This window comes from Streptomyces sp. NPDC051563, assembly GCF_044454225.1.
Classification (GTDB): domain Bacteria; phylum Actinomycetota; class Actinomycetes; order Streptomycetales; family Streptomycetaceae; genus Streptomyces.
The window spans coordinates 182,389-206,333 of record NZ_JBITDL010000006.1; the positions used below are offsets into that span (position 1 = coordinate 182,389).

The 23,945-nt window shown below is 71.6% G+C and carries 12 protein-coding genes and 3 pseudogenes; 3 read left to right on the top strand and 12 right to left on the bottom strand.

Features of this window, described 5'->3' with window-relative positions:
• Positions 1–160: 160 nt before the first annotated feature.
• Both ACIA8F_RS10190 and ACIA8F_RS10195 read right to left on the bottom strand, forming a co-directional pair.
• Positions 161–778 (bottom strand): hypothetical protein, encoded by a 618-nt coding sequence (locus tag ACIA8F_RS10190; RefSeq protein WP_399377820.1) that lies wholly within the window; start codon positions 776–778, stop codon positions 161–163.
• Positions 775–1,764 carry a hypothetical protein gene (locus ACIA8F_RS10195; protein WP_399377821.1) on the bottom strand — a complete coding sequence of 330 codons (990 nt, stop codon included), beginning with the start codon at positions 1,762–1,764 and terminating at the stop codon, positions 775–777. Before ACIA8F_RS10195 ends, ACIA8F_RS10190 begins: the two co-directional genes overlap by 4 nt.
• Before the next feature lie 462 nt (positions 1,765–2,226).
• Between ACIA8F_RS10195 and ACIA8F_RS10200 the strand changes: the two genes are divergently transcribed.
• The 3 genes and pseudogenes from ACIA8F_RS10200 to ACIA8F_RS10210 all read left to right on the top strand — a co-directional run bounded on the left by ACIA8F_RS10200 (position 2,227) and on the right by ACIA8F_RS10210 (position 4,566).
• Positions 2,227–3,402 carry a hypothetical protein gene (locus ACIA8F_RS10200; protein ID WP_399377822.1) on the top strand — a complete coding sequence of 392 codons (1,176 nt, stop codon included), beginning with the start codon at positions 2,227–2,229 and terminating at the stop codon, positions 3,400–3,402.
• 311 nt (positions 3,403–3,713) lie between these two features.
• A pseudogene (locus ACIA8F_RS10205) lies at positions 3,714–3,905 on the top strand (CorA family divalent cation transporter); the annotation flags it as partial.
• Positions 3,906–4,083: 178 nt separating this feature from the next.
• The gene (locus ACIA8F_RS10210) at positions 4,084–4,566 is read left to right on the top strand and encodes an SMI1/KNR4 family protein (protein WP_399377873.1); all 483 of its coding nucleotides are present in this window, start codon (positions 4,084–4,086) and stop codon (positions 4,564–4,566) included.
• A gap of 219 nt (positions 4,567–4,785) precedes the next feature.
• Here ACIA8F_RS10210 and ACIA8F_RS10215 read toward each other — a convergent pair whose 3' ends face one another.
• From ACIA8F_RS10215 to ACIA8F_RS10260, 10 genes and pseudogenes are all read right to left on the bottom strand, one after another.
• On the bottom strand, positions 4,786–5,517 hold the full coding sequence (locus ACIA8F_RS10215; RefSeq protein ID WP_399377823.1) for a 4'-phosphopantetheinyl transferase: 732 nt from the start codon (positions 5,515–5,517) through the stop codon (positions 4,786–4,788).
• A complete protein-coding gene (locus ACIA8F_RS10220; RefSeq protein ID WP_399377824.1) occupies positions 5,514–6,416 on the bottom strand; it encodes a metallophosphoesterase family protein in 903 nt (300 codons plus the stop codon). Before ACIA8F_RS10220 ends, ACIA8F_RS10215 begins: the two co-directional genes overlap by 4 nt.
• Positions 6,417–6,428: 12 nt before the next feature.
• Positions 6,429–7,196, bottom strand: coding sequence for a thioesterase II family protein (locus tag ACIA8F_RS10225; protein WP_399377825.1), 768 nt, complete (start codon positions 7,194–7,196; stop codon positions 6,429–6,431).
• Between the two features lie 247 nt (positions 7,197–7,443).
• Positions 7,444–8,625, bottom strand: coding sequence for a cytochrome P450 (locus ACIA8F_RS10230; RefSeq protein ID WP_399377826.1), 1,182 nt, complete (start codon positions 8,623–8,625; stop codon positions 7,444–7,446).
• Between the two features lie 41 nt (positions 8,626–8,666).
• Positions 8,667–10,115: a flavin monoamine oxidase family protein gene (locus tag ACIA8F_RS10235; RefSeq protein ID WP_399377827.1), complete on the bottom strand. Its 1,449-nt coding sequence runs from the start codon at positions 10,113–10,115 to the stop codon at positions 8,667–8,669.
• Between the two features lie 228 nt (positions 10,116–10,343).
• Positions 10,344–11,237 carry an NAD(P)-dependent oxidoreductase gene (locus ACIA8F_RS10240; RefSeq protein ID WP_399377828.1) on the bottom strand — a complete coding sequence of 298 codons (894 nt, stop codon included), beginning with the start codon at positions 11,235–11,237 and terminating at the stop codon, positions 10,344–10,346.
• 116 nt (positions 11,238–11,353) lie between these two features.
• A complete protein-coding gene (locus tag ACIA8F_RS10245) occupies positions 11,354–11,779 on the bottom strand; it encodes a YybH family protein (protein WP_399377829.1) in 426 nt (141 codons plus the stop codon).
• Positions 11,780–11,968: 189 nt separating this feature from the next.
• Entirely contained in the window at positions 11,969–13,315 is a 1,347-nt protein-coding gene (locus tag ACIA8F_RS10250) for an FAD-dependent oxidoreductase (protein WP_399377830.1), read from the bottom strand.
• Positions 13,302–18,971 (bottom strand): annotated as a pseudogene (locus tag ACIA8F_RS10255) (thioester reductase domain-containing protein); the annotation flags it as partial. The gene ACIA8F_RS10250 and the pseudogene ACIA8F_RS10255, both read right to left, overlap by 14 nt.
• A gap of 64 nt (positions 18,972–19,035) precedes the next feature.
• Positions 19,036–23,868: pseudogene (locus ACIA8F_RS10260) on the bottom strand (SDR family NAD(P)-dependent oxidoreductase); the annotation flags it as partial.
• Positions 23,869–23,945: the final 77 nt, after the last annotated feature.

The window sequence follows — 23,945 nt, forward strand, 5'->3', positions numbered from 1 at the left end:
AGCAGGTTTGGGCCGGGTGTTGTGTCTACGGGGAGAACTGCGCCATCGCGGGTGGAGATTCCCCGGATAACGGCCAGATTTTCATGGTTGCGGCGCAGAGCTATCTGGCCCCAAGGTCCGGCCTCGCGGATGGTGACTGCCGCCTGGCGGGGAACGAGGATCAACACGAAGGCTCGCTCAGGGCGTCTTGGTCGTCCGGCGTCGTGCCAGGCGGAGCGGTCTGGCTGTCATGGCTAGCGCCAGCGGGGGGCGGGTTGGTAAGGAAGTGGTCGAAGCGGTCATCTTCGGCGATGCCGCATTCGGACATCTGCGGGATCACCCCGTGCTTCATCAGCGCGTGCTCCACTCTCCAGGCGGCGGCTTTAATAAGCAGGTCGACGACGGACGCGCGGCCTGTCCACAGATCGTCGGAGCGCAGCAGACAGAGGGTGCCGTCGCCGTTGACGTGCCAGCGTGACTGCGTCCACTCGGCCAGCTCAGGAAGCGGGTCGAGGGGAAGGATGTGGGGCGGCACCATGGGATAGGAATGCCGGTAGGCCATGAGAAAACGGAGCCCTGTGTCGCCCGTCCAGTTGGTCAGGTGTGCAGGCTGGGGCCGGTCAAACGGCCACAGGGGCAGTGTGCCCTGCCAGCTTCCGCCGCCTTCGGCGTCGTAGGCGAGGTCGGGGAAGGCGGCGGGGATCTCATGCTGGTCTCGTTCGAAGCGGCGTGGCTCGGCGGCCCACCACGGGATGGGCGCCGGCCGTATGGGCCTTTGAGGGCCGGGAGTGGCCGTCATCCCTGGGGTGCGTCCTTGATCGGCCGGGGGGTGATGAGCGCCGGTGCGCTGGTGATGAGGGCCGGGGCTGCGGTGATGGGGCTCGCGGGCTTGGACGGTGCGGGGAAGGAGTCGCCCAGGATCTCCTGCCACAGCCGAAGAGCATCGTCGGTGTTGCCTGCCGCGGCGGCCGCGCAGGCCCGGTCGGCGAGCTCGGCGGCTTCGGTGAGCGCAGTGTGCAAGGCGATGTAGTCGAGGTCGGGCTGGATCGCACCGCACAGGCCAGCGGGGTCGCTCACGCCCTCGTGGACACGTGCTGCGGCGGCGGTGAAAAAGGTACGCAGCCCATTGGACCGGTTGCCGGACGAGGGCATGCAGTTCAGGGCGAGGACTTCCATGACGAGTGACTTGACGCGGCCGGTGACCGGAACGTCGTGGCGCCACTGCTTGAGGACGCGGACGAGCGGGCGGAAGTGCTCCCAGTCTCGCTGGCGTTTGGCCACGAGGTTGATCAGGTGCTCGGGATCGGCGGGTACCCAGGTCTGGGTGAGCTTCTCCGGGATGAGGAGGGTGCCGTCAGTCTGCCGGAGGGCAGGCATCACGTCGACGGTGAACCCTGACTCGTCCTTGGGGTCGTCGAGGAAGCACTTGACTGCGTGGTTCCTCGGCAGTGCCAGTCTGACTTCGTTGCCGTGAGTGCCGTTGGTCTTGCCCAGGAGTCGGTTGACCTGGCCGCGGGTGTGGTCCAGGGCATGTTCGGCACTCAGGCCGGCGCTACCCCAACCGGGGTGGTGGGAGGCGTCGTGGACAACGATGATGTCGACGTCGTGGATGGGCCTGAGCTGGGTGCTGCGGCTGAGGGACCCGGAACCGAACGCCTCGGCGACGTCGGGCTCGCTCTTCAGCGCCGCCTTGAACAGGTCACGCCGGTCTCGGGCGAGCCTGGTCTGGCCCACGTCCTCGTTGACGCTCTTCTGGAACTCGTCGAACGATTCGTCGATCCCCATACCTGCCTCCTCGGCCTTGCGGGTCCAGCCCGTGTTCCACACCGAGTTCGGCCGCCTGGTGGGGCAGGCTTCGTCCGTGTTCGGGAGGCATCGGGCCGCTCTCATCCAGCGTAGGCGTCGCCACTGACAACGCACCCAAGTGGACGATGCGCAATCGGGCGTCCGGGGCCGAGTAGACGGGGCCCGTTCTCGTTGGGCGGCCGGCGGGTGGAATGGCGACAGGGTCGGGAAAGCGCGTGAGCACCCAGGGCAGCGCCGCAGACGCTCCGCTTGGTGCCGGATGGGCTCGCGACCTCGAGGTAGGGACCGGTCGAGGGTGGGAACTCCCTTATCGGCGGAACCGAAACGCTATGCAGACCGGATCAGGTGTCCGACCAATCCGGGCGCGGCGCTGGACTGTCGCAGACCAAAGGGTCACTGCCTTCTTCTCCGCGTCCGGATACAGCAGGAAGGTGCCCGTTCTTGGGGGCACTTCAGGGACACTTCGATCGACTGACGGCAGGTTCGATGGGAGCGGAAATGCGGGATAGCGGTCTGCGGCAGCTGAGACGTCTGCTGTTGTCACGAGAAGGCGGGGGAACAGTGCTGATGGCGGGCGCTACGGCGGTCGCCCTGGGCGTCGTGCCAACCATCCTCGAGCAGTGGACAAGCCAAGTCTGGATCTTCGGGCTGGTGTTCCTTGCCGGTCTGGCCACAGTGCTGATGGGCTGGCTGATGCATCAGCCGAGAGGGCTGGGAGTCGTTCTCTCGCTCTACCCTCCGGAGCGGACACAGCGCTCACGGGTCGGCGTGTTCAAGGCCGCGTCCCGAAGCGCCCACACCAACACTCTCGTGATCGACCGATCCGTACTCTGGCCCGCCGGACAGGGTGAACGTGTTCCAGCCTCCGTCGTCGACATCGCTGCCCGACTGATCGATGCCCAGGTCGAAGAGCTCAGGGAGACCAATCGGGACGAGTCTGACGTCGTACTGTATCCGCTTGCACACCTGAGTGACGGGTTCCTTCTCGGTCGGCGCCTCTCCGACGATCCCCAGCTGTCCCTGGGCCTGATGCACCTCTCACGCCGAAGGGGGCGTCCGGTGGTTCTGGGTATCCAGCTGGACTCCGAACTGCAGGGCCCTGTCTCTCCACGTCAGCAAAGCCTGATCTCCGCACATCTGGCCGACGCCGCCAATCCGGTGCCGCACCTCGTTGAAGTAGCCGCCACCCCAGGTCAGGCAACCCATCGCATTGCGCTCATCGTACGTTTGGCTCCGTTGGACTCGATGGTCACCGAGGCACTTCAGGTTGTCACCACCGGCCGCCCCGCCCCGGATTCACCACGTGTCGGATACCAGCTCATGGGAAGCGGCGGGGAGCCGGATGTCGACGGCTTCGGCGCATACCTTGTCCTTGAGATCGGCGCCTTGGGCCTACCGGACGACCCTGAAGTCTTCGTGGCGGTAACGATGCATATCAACCGTGCTTGGCGCGCAGCACGCCAGGAGTGGGCGACCCGCACCGGAACAGCGGCACCCGTCGAAGGACGGCTGTTCTTCCACGGCCCCCTTCCCATCGCTATGGCTCTGGGTTGGGTATGGAGTAGAGAGCCGATCGACATAGTTCATCACTCGGCATTCGAGCTGCCGCTGAGGTAGACAGCGCCACGCATGCCCTGCAGCCAGGAGGCGAAAGGATACACACCCGGGCGAGTTCGAGGAGCTTTGCCACATCAAGAGTCGCGCTGCGCAGTATGCGCAGGTGCAGCAGGGCAACGCCCTGCGAGCGGGTGCACGCTGTGGGAGCAGTTGTCGCTGGGGAGAATCTGGGGGGAATGAAGCCGCACTGGGGAGCGCCTGGGGAGAATCGACCGCACAAAACGGCATCACCGTGAAAGCTCCAGAAACGAGCGAAGCCGCAGGTCAGTCCGCCTCCTACAGCGATCCGCGCAGGTCAGTTCGCTGAGGGCGAGGACTTCAAGAAAATCTCCTCCTGGGCGGCCATCCTCTTCGCCCCCACCCTGGTGGGCACGATCTACGGCATGAACTTCGAGTCGATGCCCGAACTCCAGTGGGCAGCCGGCTACCCGTTCGCCATCCTCCTGATGGCCGTGGTCTGCGTCAGCCTGTACGTCATCTTCAAGAAGCGTGACTGGCTGTAAACCGCACAACAGCACCATTGATCAACTCAGCACCTTGCGGCCGGCCCTCCCGCACCGCAGAGCACCTTGGACGGCACTCGGTTGCGGGGTAACGACAATCTATGTCCGACCCCCTGTCTAGCCTGTCTCCGTGAAGCCCATCGATGACCGCCAGTTCCCCGCCGCGCTCGCCACCGCGATGGCCATTCGATTCGACTACGCCGACGGGAAGACCGGGGTCGACTTCGAACCCTTCCCGGCCTTCCTGTCCGCTGCCGAGACCACCGACTGGTTCCAGGCATGGACCGGGAACAGCGAACTGGACGGCAACGACTTCCGCGTGTTCGGACAGGACGGCACGGGCGGCTACGCGGCGATCTGGCTCATCCGTCCGGGCCGGCCCCTGGCCGAGCAGCCCGTGGTCTTCCTCGGCTCCGAGGGCGAGACCGGTGTCGTAGCACGCGACCTGGGCGACTTCCTGTGGCTGCTGGCAGACGGCTTCGGCCCCTGGGAAGCCGCCACCTCTTACGAGCCGGGCTGGAAGGCACACCCCAACCCGGAGTTGGCAGTCATCGCCGAAGGATTCGCCCCGCACCAGCGCCGGTCGGCGGCAGCCGTGATCGAGCTGGCGGCCCAGGAGTTCCCCGACTTCGACGACACCATCATGGACCTCTGCCGCTGAACCCAGCGTCGTCACCCGCACGACCAGCCGGAATCACGGGAATGACGGAACACTCAAGTCACCGCGCCCTCTGTCGCGTTCGAGCATCTCCGTAGCCTCTGGCCATGAGGCACGGGGAAGGCGGGGACCCACTAGTGGGAGCTCACGAAGATCTTCCTGCTCTTCGCGCAGACCCGGTGATCGTCGGGGTATCGGAGGGCTCGTCGGACAGGGGCGTCCCTACCGGCTCCTCATCAGTGCCCTGTGGGCGGTGCCGAGACCGTGGGGGGCCGGGGTGTGGCGCACGCGGGCGGGTGCGGGCAGGGCGATCGCGGTGAGCAGCAGTCCCCGCCGGGCCGTCCAGCGGCCGCTGAACCCGGTCAGTCGGATGCCGTCGATCACGGGCCCGGACACCAGCAGGCGGGCGTGGAAGGTTCCCGCGTCCGGGTCGATGGTGATCAGGGCGTCCTCGAAGTCGAGCCATCGGCCGGTGATGGGGAACCACGCCTTGTAGACGGTCTCCTTCGCACTGAACAGCAGTCGGTCCCAGCAGACGTCGGGCCGCAGCAGCTGCCGGCGGGCCAGCCACTGCCGTTCCTCGGGGAGGGTGACCAGGGCCAGTGTCCCCGCGGACGGGAGCGGCTCGTTGGGCTCCGCGTCGATGCCGACGGACACCATGTCGTCAGCGCGCGCCACGGCGGCCGCCTGGTAGCCGCCGCCGTGGGTCATGCTGCCCACGATCCCGGCGGGCCACCTCGGCGCGCCCCGCGGGCCCGGCAGGATGGGCGTGGGCGGCATCCCGAGCGCGGCGAGGGCGTCGCGGGCGCAGCCGCGCACCGTGGCGAACTCGCGGCGGCGCTGCTCCACGCTGTGTGCGACGAGTGCCTTCTCCTCCTCGTAGAGCACCGAGTCGGGCAGGTGGTCGAAGGACCCGCGGGCCGCGACGGCCATGGGCAGCAGTTCCTCGATCATGTGAGGTCCGTGGTTCTCGCGGGAGCGGCGGGCCGGATGCGGACGGGCCGCCCGGCCGGGGCGGCGCGGCGGCCCCACTCACGGGGGTAGCCGAGCGAGACCTCGTCGAACGGCACGCCGTCCTTGTGCAGGGTCCGCGGAATGTGGAGGTGCCCGTAGACGACGGCGGCGGCGCGGAACCGGCGGTGCCAGTCGGCGGTGGCCTCGGTGCCGCACCACAGCGCGAACTCGGGCTTCCACAGCACCTCGGTGGGGTCCCGTACCAGCGGGAAGTGGTTGACCAGAACGGTCCGGGCGTCGGGCGGGAGCGCCGCCAGGCGTGCCTCGGTGTAGGCGATGCGGGCCCGGCACCAGGCCTCACGGCTGCCGTGCGGCTCGGGGTCGAGGAAGAACTCGTCGGAGCAGACCACGCCCGCCGCCTCGGCCCGTTCGAGAGCGTCCTCCTTCGAGGTCGTGCCGGGCTGCCGGAAGGTGTAGTCGTACAGCAGGAACAGCGGGGCGATCACCAAGGGGCCGTCCTCGCCCTCCCACACGGGGTAGGGGTCTTCGGGGGTGACCACGCCCAGGGACCGGCAGACATCCACCAGGTGGCGGTAGCGCCGTTCGCCGCGCAGTCGGACGGGGTCCTCCCGCACGGTCCACAGCTCGTGGTTGCCGGGCACCCAGACGACCTTGGCGAAGCGGCCGGCGAGGAGTTCCAACGCCCAGGCGATCTCGTCGACGATCTCGCCGACGTCGCCCGCGACGATCAGCCAGTCCTCGTCGGACTCGGGCCGCAGGTCCGCCACGATCCGGCGGTTCTCCGGGTAGTGGACGTGGAGGTCGCTGATGGCCGCCAGCACGCCGGCGCCGGGTCGGCGTGCGGGAGGGCGGGCGGAGCCGCGCGTCTCGTAGGGCATGTGCGCCGGCCGTCAGCGGGCGACGGGCAGGGTGCGCAGGCGCTCCCTGACGGACGCGAGCACGGCGGCCTGTTCCCGCAGCAGGTAGAAGTGGCCGCCGGGAAGGATCTTCAGGTCGAATCCGGCGGTGGTGTGGTCCGCCCAGGCCCGCACGTCATCGGGCTCGACGCGGGGGTCGCTGTCCCCCACCAGGGCGAGGATGGGGCAGGTCAGCCGGGCGGGGGTGGTCCGCAGATACGTTTCCACGGCCTGGTAGTCGCCGCGCACGGCGGGCAGGATCATACGGATGATCTCCTCGTCGCCCAGCAGCCCGGAGTCCGTTCCGCTCAGCTCGCGCAGCTCCGCGACCACCCCCTCGTCGGTCCGCGTGCGGATGTCGTCCCCGCGGTACAGGTGGGGGGCACGGCGGCCGGAGACGATCAGTGCGGAGACGGGCGTGCCGCGGTCCTGGAGGCGGTCCGCGACTTCGAACGCGACGAGCGAGCCCATGCTGTGCCCGAACAGGGCCAGCGGACGGCCGTCGGCCCGGGCGGCCAGCCGGTCCGCGACCTCGTCGGCGAGCGCGCCGATGTCGGTGACGACCGGCTCGGAACGCCGGTCCTGGCGTCCCGGGTACTGGACCGCGAAGACGTCGACGTCCGGCGTCAGGGCGCCGGCCATCGGGAAGTAGAAGCTGGCCGAGCCGCCGGCGTGCGGGAAGCAGGCCAGACGTACGGCGGCATCGGGTGCGGGGCGGAAGTTCCTGAGCCAGAGGTCGTCGGGGGACGGTGCGACGGTCATGGGGAGGGAGGCCTTTCACAGAGCTGACTGACGGCGCATCGGTGCACCGGTGCCGAGTGCGGTGCCGCACCGTACGGAACCGGCTCGCCGGGCGGCGGGGCGGCCGGCGGGCGGGGGCCGCGGGTGACCGGCCGGGGCACGGGGGTTGCCCCGGCCGGCCACCCGCGGGCCCCGCCCGTCAGGTCACCTCACGCGGTCCCGGCGACCGTCCGGCCGGCGGTCCCGCGCGCCTGGTACGGGATCGGGGTCAACGGGTCACGCGGACCGGCAGCCGCCGGGGACAGATGATCTGCATGGGGTTCTCGAACTCCACGCCGGCCGAGTAGTCCACGGAGATCTTGTCGAACCGGTCGAACAGCGCGTTGAGCGCGATGCCGACCTCCAGCCGGGCCAGCGGGGCGCCGAGGCAGAAGTGGATGCCCTGCCCGAAGGCGATGTGGCCGCCGGTGTCGCGGTGGATGTCGAAGCGGTCGGGGTCGGTGAAGCGCTGCGTGTCCCGGTTGGCCGCGCCGACCCACAGGGTCACCAGCTCGTCCTTGCCGATCTTCTGCCCGGCGATCTCGGTCTCGGTGGTCGTCACCCGCGCCATCCGGGAGAACGGCGGGTACAGGCGCATCAGTTCCTCGATGGCGCCGGGCAGCAGCTCGCGGTCGGCGCGCACCGCGGCGAGCTCCTCGGGGTGGCGGTCGAAGGTGAGGATCGCGTTGCCGATCATCGCCATGGACGCGGCGTGGCCGGCGAACAGGGTGAGGCCGACCAGGCCGATCAGGTCGGCGTCCCGCAGCGGCTCGCCGTCGACGGCGGCGTGGGCCAGCCCGGTGAGGAGGTCGTCGGCCGGATTCCGGCGGCGCCGGTGCACGTGCCCGAGGATGTACTCGTTCATCTCGCGAATGGCAGGCGCGACTTGCGATTCCATCACCTTCGGCGGCACGGTCGCCGCGTCCAGCGCGCCCAGGGCGTCGCCCCAGCCCCGGAACATCGGCACGTCCTCGGCCGGCAGGCCGAGCATTTCCGCGACCACGATGATCGGCAGCGGGTAGGCCACGGCGTCGATGAGGTCGAAGGTGTCCGAATCCGACACTTCGTCGAGCAGGGATTCGACGGTCCGCGTGATCCGCTCCGAGAGGCCCGCCACCGCCCGCGGGGTGAAGGCCTGGTTGATGGCCCGGCGCAGCCTCCGGTGGTGGGGCGGGTCGTTGGTGACCAGGTTTCCCGTGAGGAACAGGTCGAGGTCGGGCTGCGGTTCGTTGAACAGGCGCACCGTGTCCGAGGAGAACGTCTTCGGGTCGGTGAGCACCCGGGTGATGTCGGCGTGGCGGAACAGCTGCCACCCGTACTCCTCGTCGCGGTGGACCGTGTGCTGTTCCTGCATCTGGCGGAACCAGGAGAACAGTGCGTCCACGGGTTCGGTCGCGGATTCTTCAGTCACTGGCACGGATACCCCAAGGTCGGACTGGAACTGAGTAGTTGTCACAGGCCGAACACCGAGCGGTAGACCTTGCGGTCGACCGCGGGCATGGCCACGCGGCCGGTCGGCGCCGTACCCGGTGTCGGCGACAGCGTGGCCGAACCGGCGGCCCGCAGTCCGGACTCGATGGCGCCGTCCATGTAGCCGATCCAGCCGAGGGCGAGGTCGTCGGCGCAGAACTTCACCGGCCCGAAGGGCTGATTGATCGCCTTGTGCAGCCTCGTCAGCTGGAAGGGCTGCCGGAACGCGGGGCCGCCGCGGGAGAATTCGTCCGCCTCCCAGTCCGAGACGGTGTAGTCGCGCAGCGTGGCCGACGGCAGGATCTGCCGCACCGCGGCCTCGACATGGGCGCGGTCGGCGACGTTGAGGGTGCCGTCGACGCTGAAGGCGACGACGGGGGCGTCGTCGTTCAGCCGGCCCATGATCACGAACGGAGAGCCTTCGGGCGCCTCGGCGATGAACCGGTCGGAAGGGGTGGCCAGGTCCAGGAACAGCTTGCGCTGGCGCGGCACGCCATAGCCCTGGGCGGTGGCGTCCCGGTGCGCCCGCGGCAGCGCCGGACTGAAGGCGATGTCCTTCCAGACGTTGACCGGAACCGCCATGATGACCTCGGCGGCGGTGTAGGCGGCTCCCGCCCGGGTGACCACCTTCACCCGCCCGGGCTGCTGGGTGACGGAGGCGACCGGGGAGTTGAGCTTCAGGTCCGGTTGCCCGTCCGCCAGGATCGCGTTGGCGAGCGCGATGGTGCCCTGCGCCAGGCGGTAGGTGTTGACCCCGGAGAAGCCCGTGTAGTTCCAGCCGGCCAGGGCCCACCACTGGGCGAGCTGCAGCATCGAGCCGCGCGAGCTGGGTGACCCGTACAGCCCGGTGGTGCTCGTCATCCTCAGCTCGTCCGCGGGCGAGTAGGCCAGCTGGTTCAGCCGGTCGCGCAGGGAGAAGCGGTCCAGCGGGGTGATCAGGTCTTCCCGGGTGAAGGGCGCGTAGGGCTTGGGGAAGTACTCGCGGGAGCCGTCGAAGAAGGGCGTGAACAGCTCGCCCTGTCGGGTGTACGCCGCCACCGGGTCGGACTCGGTGAACCCGCCCGGGGTCGGCATGAGTACCCGCTCTGGCCCCTGGTCGGCCACGATCGTCAGGTTGTAGCGCGATATCTCGCGCCAGACGTGCGGCTGCAGCGGGTCGACCCAGGCGCCGCCGCGCTCGATCTCCCAGCTGTTGAACGTGTCGGTCCAGGTTCGCCCGCCGATGCGTCCGCGGGCCTCCAGCACGAGGACGCGGCGGCCCTTCTTCCGCAGTTCGCGAGCCGCGGTGAGACCGGCGAGCCCGGCCCCCACGACGATGGCGTCGTAGCTGGTGCGCCCGGTGAAGTCCGCTCCGTCGGCGGCCTCCGCGATGCCGGGAAAGCCGGCGCTCAGGGCCGTTCCCGCGATGGCCAGGCCACTCGTCCTGAGCACATTCCTCCGGGTGAAGGAATGATGGGACGCGACCGTCTTCTTTCTACCTTGCCTGTTCGACACGAATTTCCCCCGTACGGTGAATTCAAGGAGTGGTGCTGTACGAGCATCTGCGGGATCCCGGGCCGGGCAGGGCCGGGAATTCGGATGGCGATGTGTGTGATCCGGATTCCCGGCCCGCGCGGTGCGGTGCGGTGCGGTGCGGTGCGGTGCGGTGCGGAGAAAGGATCAGACGGTCGGCTTGCGGAACTGCTTGATCATCGCCGCGTAGCTGTCCTCGGCGTGGCCGTCGGCCACCGCGCGCTGCGCCAGTTCCAGGAAGAAGCGCGGCAGGTCGGTGCTGACGCCGAGCTCCCGGCTCTCCTCGAGCAGGTGCTGCATACCGCCCACGTGGACGTTGACGGTGGCGTCGGTGGCCGGGAACTTCCCCTCGTCGATCTGCTCCGCGTACGCGGAGACGTAGTCCGCCGTCACGTTGATCGCGGTGGTGGCCATCTCCGCGAACGTCGTCGCCTTGACGTTCGCGGTGCCGAGCAGGGCGGCGGCGTGCAGGAAGCTGTTCAGGACGCCCCACATGATGCTCAGCACCGACATGTCGTACAGGGCGGACAGTCCGTGGTCCTCGTCGAGGTAGACGGTCCCGGTCTCGCCGAGCGCCTGGAGCGTGGCCTGGTGCTTCTCGAAGCCGCCCTTCGGCCCGGCGTACAGCAGCGTGGCCTCAGCGGTGCCGATGGCCTGCGGGAGCGCGAGGATCGCGCCGTCGATGTAGTCGGCGCCGGCCTTGGCCGCCCATGCGGCGGTCTCCCGCGCCTGGGTCGAGCCGGCCGTGGTCAGGTTCACCAGGGTGCGGCCGGCCAGCGAGGGGCCGATCGGGTCCAGCAGGGCGTGCACGGCGTCGTAGTCCGAGACGCAGACGACGACGAGCGGGCTCGCCTCGACGGCGCCGCGGACCGAGTCGGCGAGGACGGCGCCGCCGGCGACCAGGGCTTCGGCCTTGCCGGCCGAGCGGTTCCAGACGGTGGTCGGGTGGCCCTTCTCCAGGAAGGCCGCGGCGAGGGCCTGACCCATCAGCCCCAGGCCGATGACGGTGACCGGGGATTCGGAGGCGGGAAGAGTGGTCACGGCTGTGTCTCCGTACTTCGTGCGGCAGGCGCCGCGGTGGGTGTGATCGGTGGTGCGGCGGAGCCGGTGCGGCATCGGGGGTGCCGTACGGCGACCCCCCGTGCGGGCGTTCCGGGTCAGCCCTGGGTGGCGCCCTCGGCGTCCCACGGGCCGCTCACGCCGAAGGGGTTGTCCACGACGTAGCGCCAGTAGCCGTCCGCGCCCTGGCGCAGGACGTCGATGGCGACGCCCTCCAGGTGCTCCGGCTCGCCGTTCTCGTCGAGGGCCTCCATCTGCCACTCGACGATGAGCATCGCGGTGTCGCCCACCACGAGCTGCTGGCGGACGGTCGCCTCCACGGAGGGCTTGCGCTGTGCCAGGAAGTCGACCACGTACGCGCGGCGGGCCTCGCCATAGACCGGGAATCCGGGCTCCCACATTCCGACCGCGTCGTCGGTGTACATCGCGTTGACCGCTTCCGCGTCACCGGCGTTGAAGGCTATTCCGAACGCCTCCTGATGCTTTTCGATATCGGTCACCAGCGTGTACATACTGTCGCTCACGAGGCTATTTCTCCATTCGTTTTTCTGCGGCACTTGAACAGATTGATAAGGACGCTATCAGCGGGGACTCCCCGATCCGGTCTCCTGCCGGTAATCGCGTGCGGCCCTGCGGCGCACCGGTTCGATTACCGGGGAAAGACCGCCCGATGGCGCGTCCGCCGGGGAGGCCTCCCCGTACGGCCGGGCCGCCTAACCCGCCTGGCCGGACACCCGCTCGACCGCTTCCTGGATCTCCGGGGCGACCAGCGCCTCCGCCGGGTCGAGGAGGAACGCCACCCGGGCATAGGCGACCAGCAGCTGCCCGTCCTTCGACGCCGCGTCCAGCAGCCGGTCCAGGTAGGCGTACTCGGCCAGTTGCTCCTCGGTGGGGTCGCCGCCGACGCCGGGGAAGACGAGGTCGGCGCCGGTGGTCAGCTCCCACACGTGGTCGACCGCCTTGGCCGCGTAGTCGGCGAGGTACGCCCGCGGGTCCACGGGCGCCGGCCGGGAGACGTGGTCGCGCAGCACGCGGGCGCCGAGCGCGGCCACCGTCATGCCCTGCCCGTAGACCGGGTTGAAGCTGCAGACGGCGTCGCCGAGGACGAGCAGCCCGGTGGGGAAGGAGTCCATCCGCTCGTACCGGCGGCGCAGGTTGGCCGGGAAGCGGTAGGACAGCGGCTCCCCGAGCGTCTCCTGGTCGTGCACCGCGTCGTAGATGTCGGTGGCGGCGAGCGACTTCAGGAAGTCGTGGAAGCCGGCGGTGTCGCGGGGCGGGTACTCGCCGGCGATGCCGTAGCCGGTCACCACGGCGCAGCCGTCCTCGATCTTGGCGCAGAGCGCCCCGCGCGGCACGGCCGCCGACCCTCCGACGTCTATGGACACCTCGCCGGGCATCCGGTCCTCGGAGAACCGGTAGTACTGCGTGGTGTAGCCGACGTTGACGGTGAGCTGCTCCTCCTCGACCAAGGGGAAGCCGAACTCCGCGAGCCACGCGGGGGTGCGGGTGCGCCGCCCGGTCGCGTCCACGACGAGGTCGGCGGTGAGGTCGCGGTGGGTGCCGCCCTGCAGGACCCGGGCGCCGACGACCGAGGACAGGTCGGGCGTGGTCAACAGCTCCACGACCTCGGTCCGCTCCAGGAAGGTCACGTTGGACAGCGCGCGCACCCGCCGGCGCACCCGCCGCTCCAGGTGCGGCCGGCTGACGGAGAGCAGCGGGAGGCCGGAGTGCGGCTTGGGCATGCGGGTGCCGTTGACGACCCACCGCACGTTGGCGGTGCCGTCGCCGACCACCGCGCCGCCGGCGGTCAACTCCTCGGTGATGCCGGGGATCAGGTCCTCCAGGGCGAGCAGGCCGGCGGCCAGCAGGTTGTGCAGGTGCCCGCCGTGCGGGACTCCCCGCCGGGTTTCGCTGTGCGCACGGCCGGCGTCGTCCCCCGCGAGGTCGTCGCGGTCGATCACCACGACGTCGGCGTAGCGGTCCGCCAGCACGTGCGCGGCCAGGAGGCCCGCCATGCTCGCACCGAGCACGATCACGCGCTCACGATCAGTTTTCTCCACGGTGGTGGTCACTCCTCTGCTCGTCCCGAACGGGCGCGCGGGACGGGAAGTAGCCCGCGCGGACGAAAAAGTTCACGTACCTGCCGAAAAGGTCCCGATCGATGTCCGGGCAGGTGATGCCGGTACCGCGCAGGGCGTGCTCGGTCTCCGAGACGTCGATCGGCGGGTAGGTGGTGGTACCGCTGCCGGCATTCATCCCCTCGAAGGAGTCGAGGAGCGGGACGACGGCGTTCTTCCGGTCCTCGCGCACCCGGGCCGACCAGGTGTCCCAGTCGAGTTGGGGCAGGTCGTAGCCCAAGGAGCGGAGGTGGCCGACGAACTCGGTGAACGTCTGGTTCTGCCTGTTGTAGAGGTGGAAGGTCCGGTTCGCGGTGTCCTCGCGGGCCGCGAGGGCCGTGATCGCCGCGCTGACGTAGTCCACCGGCACCATGTGGAGGACCCCGGCGAGGCTGTCGGGTACCGCTCCGGTCTCCAGCAGGCCCTTGAGGCTCAGCCAGACGAAGTCCTTGGTCTGGCAGGCGCCGGTCTCCCGGTCGCCGCACACGACGTCCACCCGGTAGACCGAGACGGGCAGTCCCCGGCTCCGGCCGAGCTCGATGACCTGCTCGGCCACCCACTTGCTCCGCAGGTAGCCGTTGTGCAGCAGGTGCGCGGGGCCGGTCGGGTCGCCCACGCCGGCCGGCGCGGCGTCGTGGCCGGGCGCCGGGAACACGCCGGTGGTCGACACGTAGTGCACCGGAACGGTCCGGTGCGCCGCGGCCAGCCGCAGCACCTCCCGGGTGCCGCCCACGTTCCCCGCCGCGAGTTCGCTGTACGGCCGCACCCAGCTGACCGTCGCGCCCGCGTGGTAGACGACGTCGACGCGGCGGGAGAGATCGTCGAACTCGGCCTCGGCCAGGCCCAGGCGCGGGGCCGTCAGGTCGCCCACGGTCACGGCGAGCCGGTCCGGGTCGATGTCGTCCCGGACCTGGTACCAGGCCAGGCTCTCGTGCAGTCGGCGGGTCGCGTCGGCCCGGTCGGTGCCCCGCACCAGGCAGTGCACCGTGGCCGTGGTCGACCGCATCAGGTCGCGGAGCAGGAAGGCGCCGAGGAATCCGGTGGCTCCGGTCAGCAGGATCTCGCGGGGGTCGGCGGCCACCCGGCTGATCTCGCCGGCCGGCCGGATGTCCTCGTCGAGGCGGATCTCGGCGGCGTAGTCGAAACCGGTGGCGGCGGCCTCCCCGGTGGCGGCGGAGAGGAGGGCGGACAGGTGCCCGGCCAGCTCCGCCGGAGTGGGGTGCTCGAAGATCAGCGAGGGCGGCAGCTTCAAGCCCGTGGCATCGGCGAGCCGGTTGCGCAGCTCCACCGATGTCAGCGAGTCGAACCCGATGTCGGAGAACCGCCGGTGGCCTTCGACCGCGGCCGTGCCGGAGTGCCCCAATACCAGGGCCACTTCGCGGTGGACGAACTGCGATACGGCCTCCAGGCGCCGCTCCTGCGGCAGTCCCGCCAGGTTCTCCGGCCGGAGCTCGGCCTGGTTCTCGGATCCCTCGGGGTCCCGGCCGGTGTCCTGGACCAGTCGGCGCAGCAGCAACGGCGCCCGCCGGGCGTTGCCGCGCAGCGCGGTCCGGTCGACCGGGGTGACCACCAGTGCGGGCCGGCCGGCGCGCAGCGCGAGGTCCATCAGTCCGGGGCCGGTCTCCTCGGTGACGGCGAGCAGGCCGGAGCGGGCGATGCGGTCGAGTTCGGTCCGGGACAGGTGCCCGCTCATGCCGTGCTCGTGCGCCCACAGGCCCCAGGCCAGTGAGGTCGCCGGCAGTCCGATTCCAGACCGGTGGGCGGCCAGCGCGTCGAGGAAGGTGTTGGCGGCGGCGTAGTTGGCCTGGCCCGTGCCGCCGATGACGCCCGCCACGGACGAGAACAGCACGAAGGCGTCCAGGTCCCGGTCGAGGGTGAGTTCGTGCAGGTTCCACGCGGCGTGCACCTTGGGCCGCAGAACAGCGGCCAGCCGGTCCGGGGTCAGGTCCTGGATCATGCCGTCGTCGAGCACGCCGGCCGCGTGCACGACCGCGGTGAGCGGGTGCTCGGCGGGGATGCCCGCCAGCAGCCCGGCGAGCGCGGCCCGGTCGGCGAGGTCGCAGGCGGCGACGTGCACGTCGGCGCCGAGTCCGGTGAGTTCCGAGGCCAGCTCGGCGGCGCCGGCCGCATCCGGCCCGCGGCGGCTGACGAGCAGCAGCCGGGAGACGCCGTGCGTACGGACCAGATGGCGGGCGAACAGCCCGCCGAGCGCCCCGGTCGCCCCGGTGATCAGCACGGTGCCGCCGGTGCGCCACCGGGGGTCGCCGTCCGGTTCGCCGTCCGGTTCGCCGTCCGGCAGGGCGTCGGTGAGGCCCGGAACGAGGATCCGGCCGGAGCGGACGGCGGCCTGCGGCTGGCCGGAGGCCAGGACCGACGGCACGGCCGCCGCCGACTGGGGGTCCTCGTCGAGGTCCATCAGCACGATCCGGCCGGGGGCCTCCGACTGCGCCGAGCGCAGCAGTCCCCACAGCGGGGCGGCCACGAGGTCCGAGACGTCCGTGCCGGCGCCGTCCGCAGCCACCGCGCCGCGGGTCAGGACGACGAGCGGGGTGTCGGCGGCCCGGTCGTCCGCCAGCCACGACTGGACCAACGCCAGCACCTCCTGCGCGGTGTCCTGGGCCCGGCGCGCCACATCACCGTCCAGGGTGAACGCCAGCGGCACGAGCAGGGCGTCGAACGGCGTGTCCGAGCCCAGCGCGGCCAGGGCGTCCGCCACGTCGCCGAAGGGCACCCCGGCGGCGAGCCGAGGCAGTCCGGTGGTGTCGGCCCCGGCGAGGTGCAGCGCCGCCAGTCTCGTCGGCGCGGCCGGCTCGAGCGGCTCGAACGGGGTCCACCCGACCCGGAGCACCGAGTCCCCCGCACGGGGGCCGGCCGTCGGCGCGGCGGCCCGCGCGTGCTCCAGCCAGTACCGCGCGCGCTGGAAGGGATAGGTCGGCAGGTCCACCCGCCGTGCCCCGGTTCCGTCGAAGACTGCCTGCCAGTCCACGGCGATTCCGGCCGACCACAGGCCGCCCAGCGCGGCGAGCGCGTCGTGCGCCTCGGCCCGGCCGCCGCGCACCGCGGCGACCGGGGTGAGGGAGGTGCTCTCGGCGATCAGGGCGGAGAGCACGCCCGCCGGACCGAGTTCCAGCGTGACGGTCACGTTCTGGTCGGCGAGGGTGCGGGCCGCGTCGTGGAAGCGGACCGGCCTGCGCGCCTGGTCGACCCAGTACTCGGGCGAGCGGAGTTCGTCCTCGGTGGCAAGGCGGCCGGTGAGCGTCGACACCAGGGGGATGGCCGGCGCGTTCAGGGTGACCTTGCGCAGGACCCGGCCGAACTCCTCCAGCATCGGGTCCATGAGCGGCGAGTGGAAGGCGTGGCTGACCGTCAGCTGCTTGGTACGCCGCCCCCAGGACCTTACGGTCCCGGCGAGCTCCAGAACGGCGTCCAGGGCTCCGGACACCACGGTCGCCACCGGGCCGTTGACGGCGGCGAGCGCCACGGCGCCGTCCGACCTCGCAAGCAGCGGGGTGATCTCCTCCTCGGTGGCCTGCAGCGCGACCATCGCGCCGCCCGCCGGCAGGGACTGCATGAGCCGGCCCCGGGCGGCGACCACGGCCGCCGCGTCGGGCAGGGACAGCACTCCGGCCGCGTGTGCGGCGGCCAGTTCGCCGATCGAGTGGCCGGCGAGGTAGTCCGGGGTGATGCCCCAGGCCTCGTACAGCCGGAACAGGGCGACCTCCAGCGCGAACAGCGCCGGCTGGGCGTGCCCCGTCTCGGCCAGCGCCTCCTCGTCGTCGAGGACGTCGCGCAGCGGCACGTCGAGGTGCCGGTCGAGTTCACCGCACACCGCGTCGAAGGCCTCGGCGAAGGCCGGGAACGCCTGGTACAGGTGGCGGCCCATGGCGGCCCGCTGGGCTCCCTGGCCGGTGAAGAGGAAGCCGAGCTTGCCCTTGCCGGGCGCCGCGGCGGCAGCCGTACGGGCTCCGTCCTCGGCCAGCGGGCGGAGCGCGGCGAGCAGGGAGGCGGTGTCCGAGGCGACGACCACGGCCCGGTGGGGCAGGGCGGCGCGGGTGGTCGCCGTCGAGTAGGCGAGGTCGGCGGCGGACAGGCCGGGGTGTTCCTCCGCGTACGCCATCAGGCTGCGCGCCTGCGCGGACAGCGCCGTTCGGCTCCTGGCCGACAGCGGCAGCGGCACGAGCGCGGGGGCGGGTGCCGGCGCCGCGGCCGGCGGCTCCTCCGCCGCGGCGGCCAGCTCCCCGGATGCCTGCTCCTCGGGTGCCTGCTCCAGGATCAGGTGGGCGTTGGTGCCGCTGACGCCGAACGCGGACACCGCGGCACGGCGCGGCCTGCCGGTCCGCGGCCACGCGCGGTGCTCGGTGAGCAGTTCGACCGCGCCCGCAGACCAGTCGACCAGCGGGGTGGGCTCGTCGACGTGCAGCGTCCGCGGCAGCGCGGCGTGCCGTAGCGCCTGGACCATCTTGATCACACCACCGACACCGGCCGCGGCCACCGAGTGCCCGATGTTGGACTTCAGCGAACCCAGGAGCAGGGGGTGTTCGGCGGTGTGGGCGGCGCCGTAGGTGGCCAGCAGCGCCTGGGCCTCGATGGGGTCGCCGAGCCGGGTGCCGGTGCCGTGGGCCTCGACGGCGTCGACGTCGGAGGCGTCCAGCCGGGCGCCGGTGAGCGCGGTGCGGATCACCCGTTCCTGCGAGGGGCCGCTGGGGGCGGTGAGCCCGTTGGATGCGCCGTCGGAGTTGACCGCCGACGACCGCAGGACGGCCAGCACCCGGTGTCCGTTGCGGACGGCGTCCCCGAGCCGTTCGAGGAGGATCAGGCCGACGCCTTCCGACCAGCTCGTGCCGTCGGCGGCGGCGGCGAAGGACTTGCACCGGCCGTCGGGTGCGAGACCGCGCTGCCGGGAGAAGTCGACGAATCCGCCGGGGGTTCCGGCGATCGTGACGCCGCCGGCGAGGGCGAGGCCGGATTCGCCGGTGCGCAGCGACTGGGCGGCGAGGTGCATGGCGACCAGGGACGAGGAGCACGCCGTGTCCACGGTCATGGAAGGGCCTTCGAAACCGAAGGAGTAGGAGAGCCGGCCCGAGACGACGCTGCCGAGCTTGCCCGTCAGCAGGTAGCCCTCGAACTCCTCCGGGCCGTCCAGCCCCAGGTAGGACTGTTCCACGGCGCCGACGAAGACACCGACGCCGGCGCCCTTGAGGGTGGTCGGGTCGATCCTCGCGTGCTCGAAGGTCTCCCAGGCGGTCTCCAGCAGCACCCGCTGCTGGGGGTCCATGGAAAGGGCCTCGCGCGGCGAGATGCCGAAGAAGTCCGCGTCGAATTCGGCCGCCCCGTCGAGGAAGCCGCCTTCGCGTGTGTACGTGGTCCCCGGGACGTCCGGGTCGGGGTCGTAGAGCGCGTCGAGGTCCCATCCGCGGTCGGCGGGGAACCCGGTGATGCCGTCCCGGCCGTCCGCGACGAGTTGCCACAGGTCGTCGGCCGAGCGCACGCCGCCGGGATAGCGGCAGGCCATTCCTACGATCGCGATCGGCTCGGTGCGGCCGGACTCCAGTTCCGCGATGCGCTGCCGGGCCTTCCGCAGGTCAGCGGTGACCCATTTCAGATAGTCAGCGAGCTTCTTCTCATCCGCCATGGGGGATTTACCTGTTCCGGGTGTCGGGGCGTCAGTGCCGGGCACGGCCGAGCTCGTTGTCGATGAAGTCGAGGAGTTCGTCGGTCGATGCCGACGCGAGGGCATCGGCCGGGTCCTCGTCGGCCCCCTCGCCCGGCTGCTCGCCGGTCTCCAGCCACCGCGACAGGAGGGTCTGCAGCCGTACGGTGATCTCGTCGCGGTCACCGTCGGCGCCGTCGCCCTCCGCGTCCGCGAGGACCTGCTCCAGCTCGTCCAGGGCGGTGATCGCGGTCGATCGCCGTTCCGGCGCGTCCGCGGGCGCGAGGCACGTCAGCAGGAACGCGGCCAGCTTCGACGGGGTGGGGTGGTCGAACACCGCGGTGGCCGGGAGCCGGGAGCCGGTGATGGTGTTCAGCCTGTTGCGCATCTCGACCGCGGTCAGTGAGTCGAAGCCGAGCTCCCGGAAGGGCTGTTCGGGATCGATCGCGGACGGGTCCGCGAGGCCGAGGACCGAGGCCACCCTGCCGCGGACCAGTTCGAGGACGAACTCCGTGCGCTCGGCAGCGGTCAGGTCGAACATCCGCTGCGCCATGGGTACTTCGGTGGAGCTGTCCGTACGGTGGGCCGGGGCGGGGACGAGGGACCGCAGCAGCGGGGGCACCCGGTCGAGCGACCGTATGACCTCCGGGTCGAACGCCGTGGCCACCACCGCGGGCCGGCCCGAGGAGAGCGCGGTGTCGAGCAGGGCCGTACCGTCCTTCACGCCCGTCGGGAGGAAGCCGTCCCCGGCGAACCGGGCGCGGTCGATGTCGCCCAGTGCCGCGTTGATGCCGCCGTCCACGTCCCACAGGCCCCAGGCCACCGAGGTCGCGGGCAGACCGCACGCCCGCCGGTGCTGGGCGAGCCCGTCGAGGTACGCGTTCGCGGCGGCGTAGTTCGCCTGGCCGGGACCGCCGAACAGTCCGACGGTCGAGGAGAACAGCACGAAGGCCGACAGGTCGGCGTCGCGCGTCAGGTCGTGGAGGTTCCGGGCGGCGTCCGCCTTGGGGCGCAGGACGGCGTCCAACTGCTGCAGGGTCATCGCCGTGAGCAGGCTGTTGTCCAGCACCCCTGCCGTGTGCACGATTCCGCCGAGCGGCCGGTCGGCGGAGACCTCGGCGAGCAGCGCGGCGAGGGCTTCGCGGTCGCCGATGTCGCAGGCGGCGATGCGGACCGTCGCGCCGAGCGCGGTCAGCTCGTCGTGCAGGTGGCCGGCCCCCGCCGCTTCGACGCCCGTGCGTGCGGCCAGCAGCAGGTGTGTGACGCCGTGTTCGGTGACGAGGTGGCGGGCGACGGTGGCGCCGAGCACCCCGGTACCGCCGGTGACGAGGACGGTGCCTTCCGGGTTCCAGACCGCGGTGCCCGCATCGGTGCGGACCGCGGAGGAGCGGATCCGGACCAGGCGGGGGACCAGGACCCGGCCGCCCCGGACGGCGGCCTGGGGCTCGTCGGCGGACAGCAGGGCGGAGAGCAGCGCCGCGGTCACCGGCTCGGCGGCGCGGTCGGCCCTGGTGCCCGTGCCGGTGTCCGTATCGGTGTCCGTGCCCGTGCCCGTGTCCGTGTCCGTGTCCGTGCCCGTGCCCGTGCCCGTGCCCGTGTCCGTGCCCGTGTCCGTGCCCGTGCCCGTGCCCGTGTCGACATCCACGAGCAGGATCCGCTCGGGTGCTTCCGACTGGGCCGAGCGGACCAGTCCCCACACCGCCGCGGCGGCCGGATCGGGCGCCTCGGAGTCGGTGGTGGCGACGGCTCCCCTGGTGACCACGACCAGGCGCACACCGGTGAAGCGGTCGTCGGCCAGCCATTCCTGGAGGAGGACCAGCGTCCGGCGGGCCTGCCGGTACGGGGCGTCGGCCGCGTTGTCGCCCGGGCTCGCGGCCGGCGGTACGACGAGGGCCCGGACCTGGTCGCCGGCGTCGAGCGACTGCCCGAAGGAGGCCAGGTCGTCGTGGTGGGGGATGCCGTCCGCCGGATCGGCGGCCGGCCCGAGCCGCGCCCAGGCAGCAGCCCGGGCGGACGGCCGTACGACGTCCGGGAGCCAGCCGACCTCGTGCAGGGTACCGAGGGGGTCCGGCCCGGCGGATGCCGCTCCGGCGGCGGCCGCGGCGTCGGCCGAGGGGTCCAGCCAGTACCGCTCGCGCTGGAAGGGGTAGGTCGGCAGGTCGACCTTGCGCACCGCGGCGCCGGCGAAGAACGCCTGCCAGTCGACGGGCACGCCCCGGCTGTGCAGCACGCCGAGGGCGTGCATCAGCGACCGCGGTTCGGGCTGCTTCCTGCGCATGGCGGGGACCGCGACCGCGTGCTCCGCGCTTGCGGCCGCGAGCGCGGAGAGCACCCCGTCGGGGCCGAGTTCCAGCAGGGTGGTCACGCCCTGCGCCTCCAGGGTGCGCACCGCGTCGACGAAGCGGACGGGCCGACGGATCTGCTGTACCCAGTACTCGGGCGAGCTCCAGCCGTCCCCGGGCTCCACCTCGCCGGTCACCGTGGACACGATGCCGAACGTGGGCCGGTGGAAGGTGAGGCCCTGGGCGATGGCGCGGAACTCGTCGAGCATCGGGTCCATGCGGGGGGAGTGGGAGGCCCGCAGGATCGGCAGCACCTTGGTGGAGCGGCCGCGCTCCTTCCAGATGTCCGCAACGGCGTGCACGGCGTCCGCGTCGCCCGAGAGGACCACGGCACGCGGCCCGTTGATCGTGCCGATCACGGCGCGCCCGTCCGGGTCGAGGGTCTCGCGCACCTCTTCCTCGGTCGCCTCGACGGCGATCATCGCGCCGCCTTCCGGCAGCGACCGCATCAGGCGCCCGCGGGCGGTCACCAGGATGGCGGCGTCGGGCAGCGAGAGCACGCCCGCGAGGTGGGCGGCGATCAGCTCGCCCGTCGAGTGGCCCATGAGGTAGTCGGGGTGGACCCCCCACGCCTCGAAGAGGCGGAACAGCGCCACTCCGACCGCGAAGAGGGCGGCGAGGGTGTAGTCGATCTGGTCCAGCTCGTCGCCCGAATCGATCACCGAGCGCAGCGGTCGGGGCAGGTGCTCGTCCAGCACCGCGCAGACCTCGTCGAAGGCCGCTTCGAACACCGGGAAGGTTTCCGCGAGTTCGCGGGCCATGCCGATGCGCTGGGCGCCTCCGCCGGTGAACATGAACGCGATCCGGCCCTCGTCCTTGGTGCCGGTGAGGGTGCCGGACTCCTCGTCGGCCAGGGCGGCGAGGCCTTCGACCAGTTCGTCCCGGCCGGCCGCGAGTGCGACGGCCCGGTGCCGCATCGCCGTACGGGTGGCGGCCAGCGAGTAGGAGAGGTCGAGCAGGTCGAGGCCGGGGTGCTCGGCGAGGAGCGCGCCGATGCGCTCGGCCTGGGCGCGCAGTGCCTCGGGGGACCGGGCGGACAGCAGGTAGGGCATGACCGGCGCCGGCCCCGCGGCGCGGGCGACCGGCTCCCCGGCGGGCTCCCCGGCGGGGTCCCCGGCGGGCTCCCCGGTGGCTTCGTGGGACGGCGGCGGTGCCTGCTCGACGATGACGTGCGCGTTGGTGCCGCTGAACCCGAAGGCGGAGACGGCGGCCCGGCGCGGCCGGTCCAGCTCCGGCCAGTCGCGTGCCTCGTCGAGCAGGGCCAGCGCGCCGGAGTCCCAGTCGACGTGCGGGGTCGGGTCGTCGGCGTGCAGGGTCTTGGGCATGACGCCGTGGCGGATGGCCTCGACCGTCTTGATGATGCCGCCGACGCCCGCGGCCGCCTGGGTGTGCCCGACGTTGGACTTGAGCGATCCCAGCCGCAGCGGCTGGTCGGCCGGGCGGCCCCGGCCGTAGGTGGCGAGCAGGGCATTGGCTTCGATCGGGTCGCCGAGGGGCGTTCCGGTGCCGTGCGCCTCGACCATGTCGACGTCGGCCGTGGAGAGCCCCGCGCTGTCGAGGGCCTGGCGGATCACCCGTTCCTGGGCGGGGCCGTTGGGCGCGCTGAGCCCGTTGCTGGCGCCGTCCTGATTGATGGCGGAACCGGTGATCACGGCGAGCACCGGGTGACCGTTGCGCCGGGCGTCGGACAGCCGCTCCACGAGGAGGATGCCGGCGCCCTCGGCCCAGCCGGTGCCGTCGGCGGACGCGGCGAAGGACTTGCAGCGCCCGTCCGCCGACAGACCGCGGAGCCGGGAGAATTCGACGAAGGCCTGCGGCGTGGACATCACGGTCACGCCGCCGGCGAGGGCAAGGTCGCACTCGCCGCGGCGCAGCGCGGCCGCCGCGAGGTGGACCGCGACCAGGGACGAGGAGCAGGCCGTGTCGACGGTGACGGCGGGGCCCTCCAGGCCGAAGACGTAGGACAGCCGGCCCGAGGCGACGCTGCCCGCGCTTCCGCTGTACAGGTAGCCCTCGAACTCCTCGGGCGGCAGGTGCGGTCGGGATCCGTAGTCGTGGTACATCGACCCGATGAACACGCCCGTCCGGCTGCCGGAGACCGTGTCGGTGGCGATTCCCGCGCGTTCGAAGCTCTCCCAGGCCGTCTCCAGCAGCAGGCGCTGCTGGGGGTCGGTGGCGAGGGCCTCCCGCGGGGACATGCCGAAGAACTCGGGGTCGAAGCGGTCCGCGTCGTGCAGGAATCCGCCCTGATCCGTGTACGACGTGCCGACGGTGTCGGGATCGGGGTGGTAGAGCCGGTCCAAGGCCCAGCCCCGGTGCTCGGGGAAGGACGTCACCGCGTCCACGCCGTCGGCGACCACCTGCCACAGGCGTTCCGGCGAGTCCACACCGCCGGGGTACCGGCAGGCCATGCCGATGATCGCGATGGGCTCCCGGCCCTTCTCCTCGATCTCGCGCAGACGCCTGCGGCTCGTCTGGGCATCGGCGATCGCGCGCTTGAGGTACTGGCGGAGCTGGTTCTCGTCAGTGCTCACGCGCCCTCAACTCCCGAGGTCTCCTCGAGGGAGGCGCCGGCCGATTC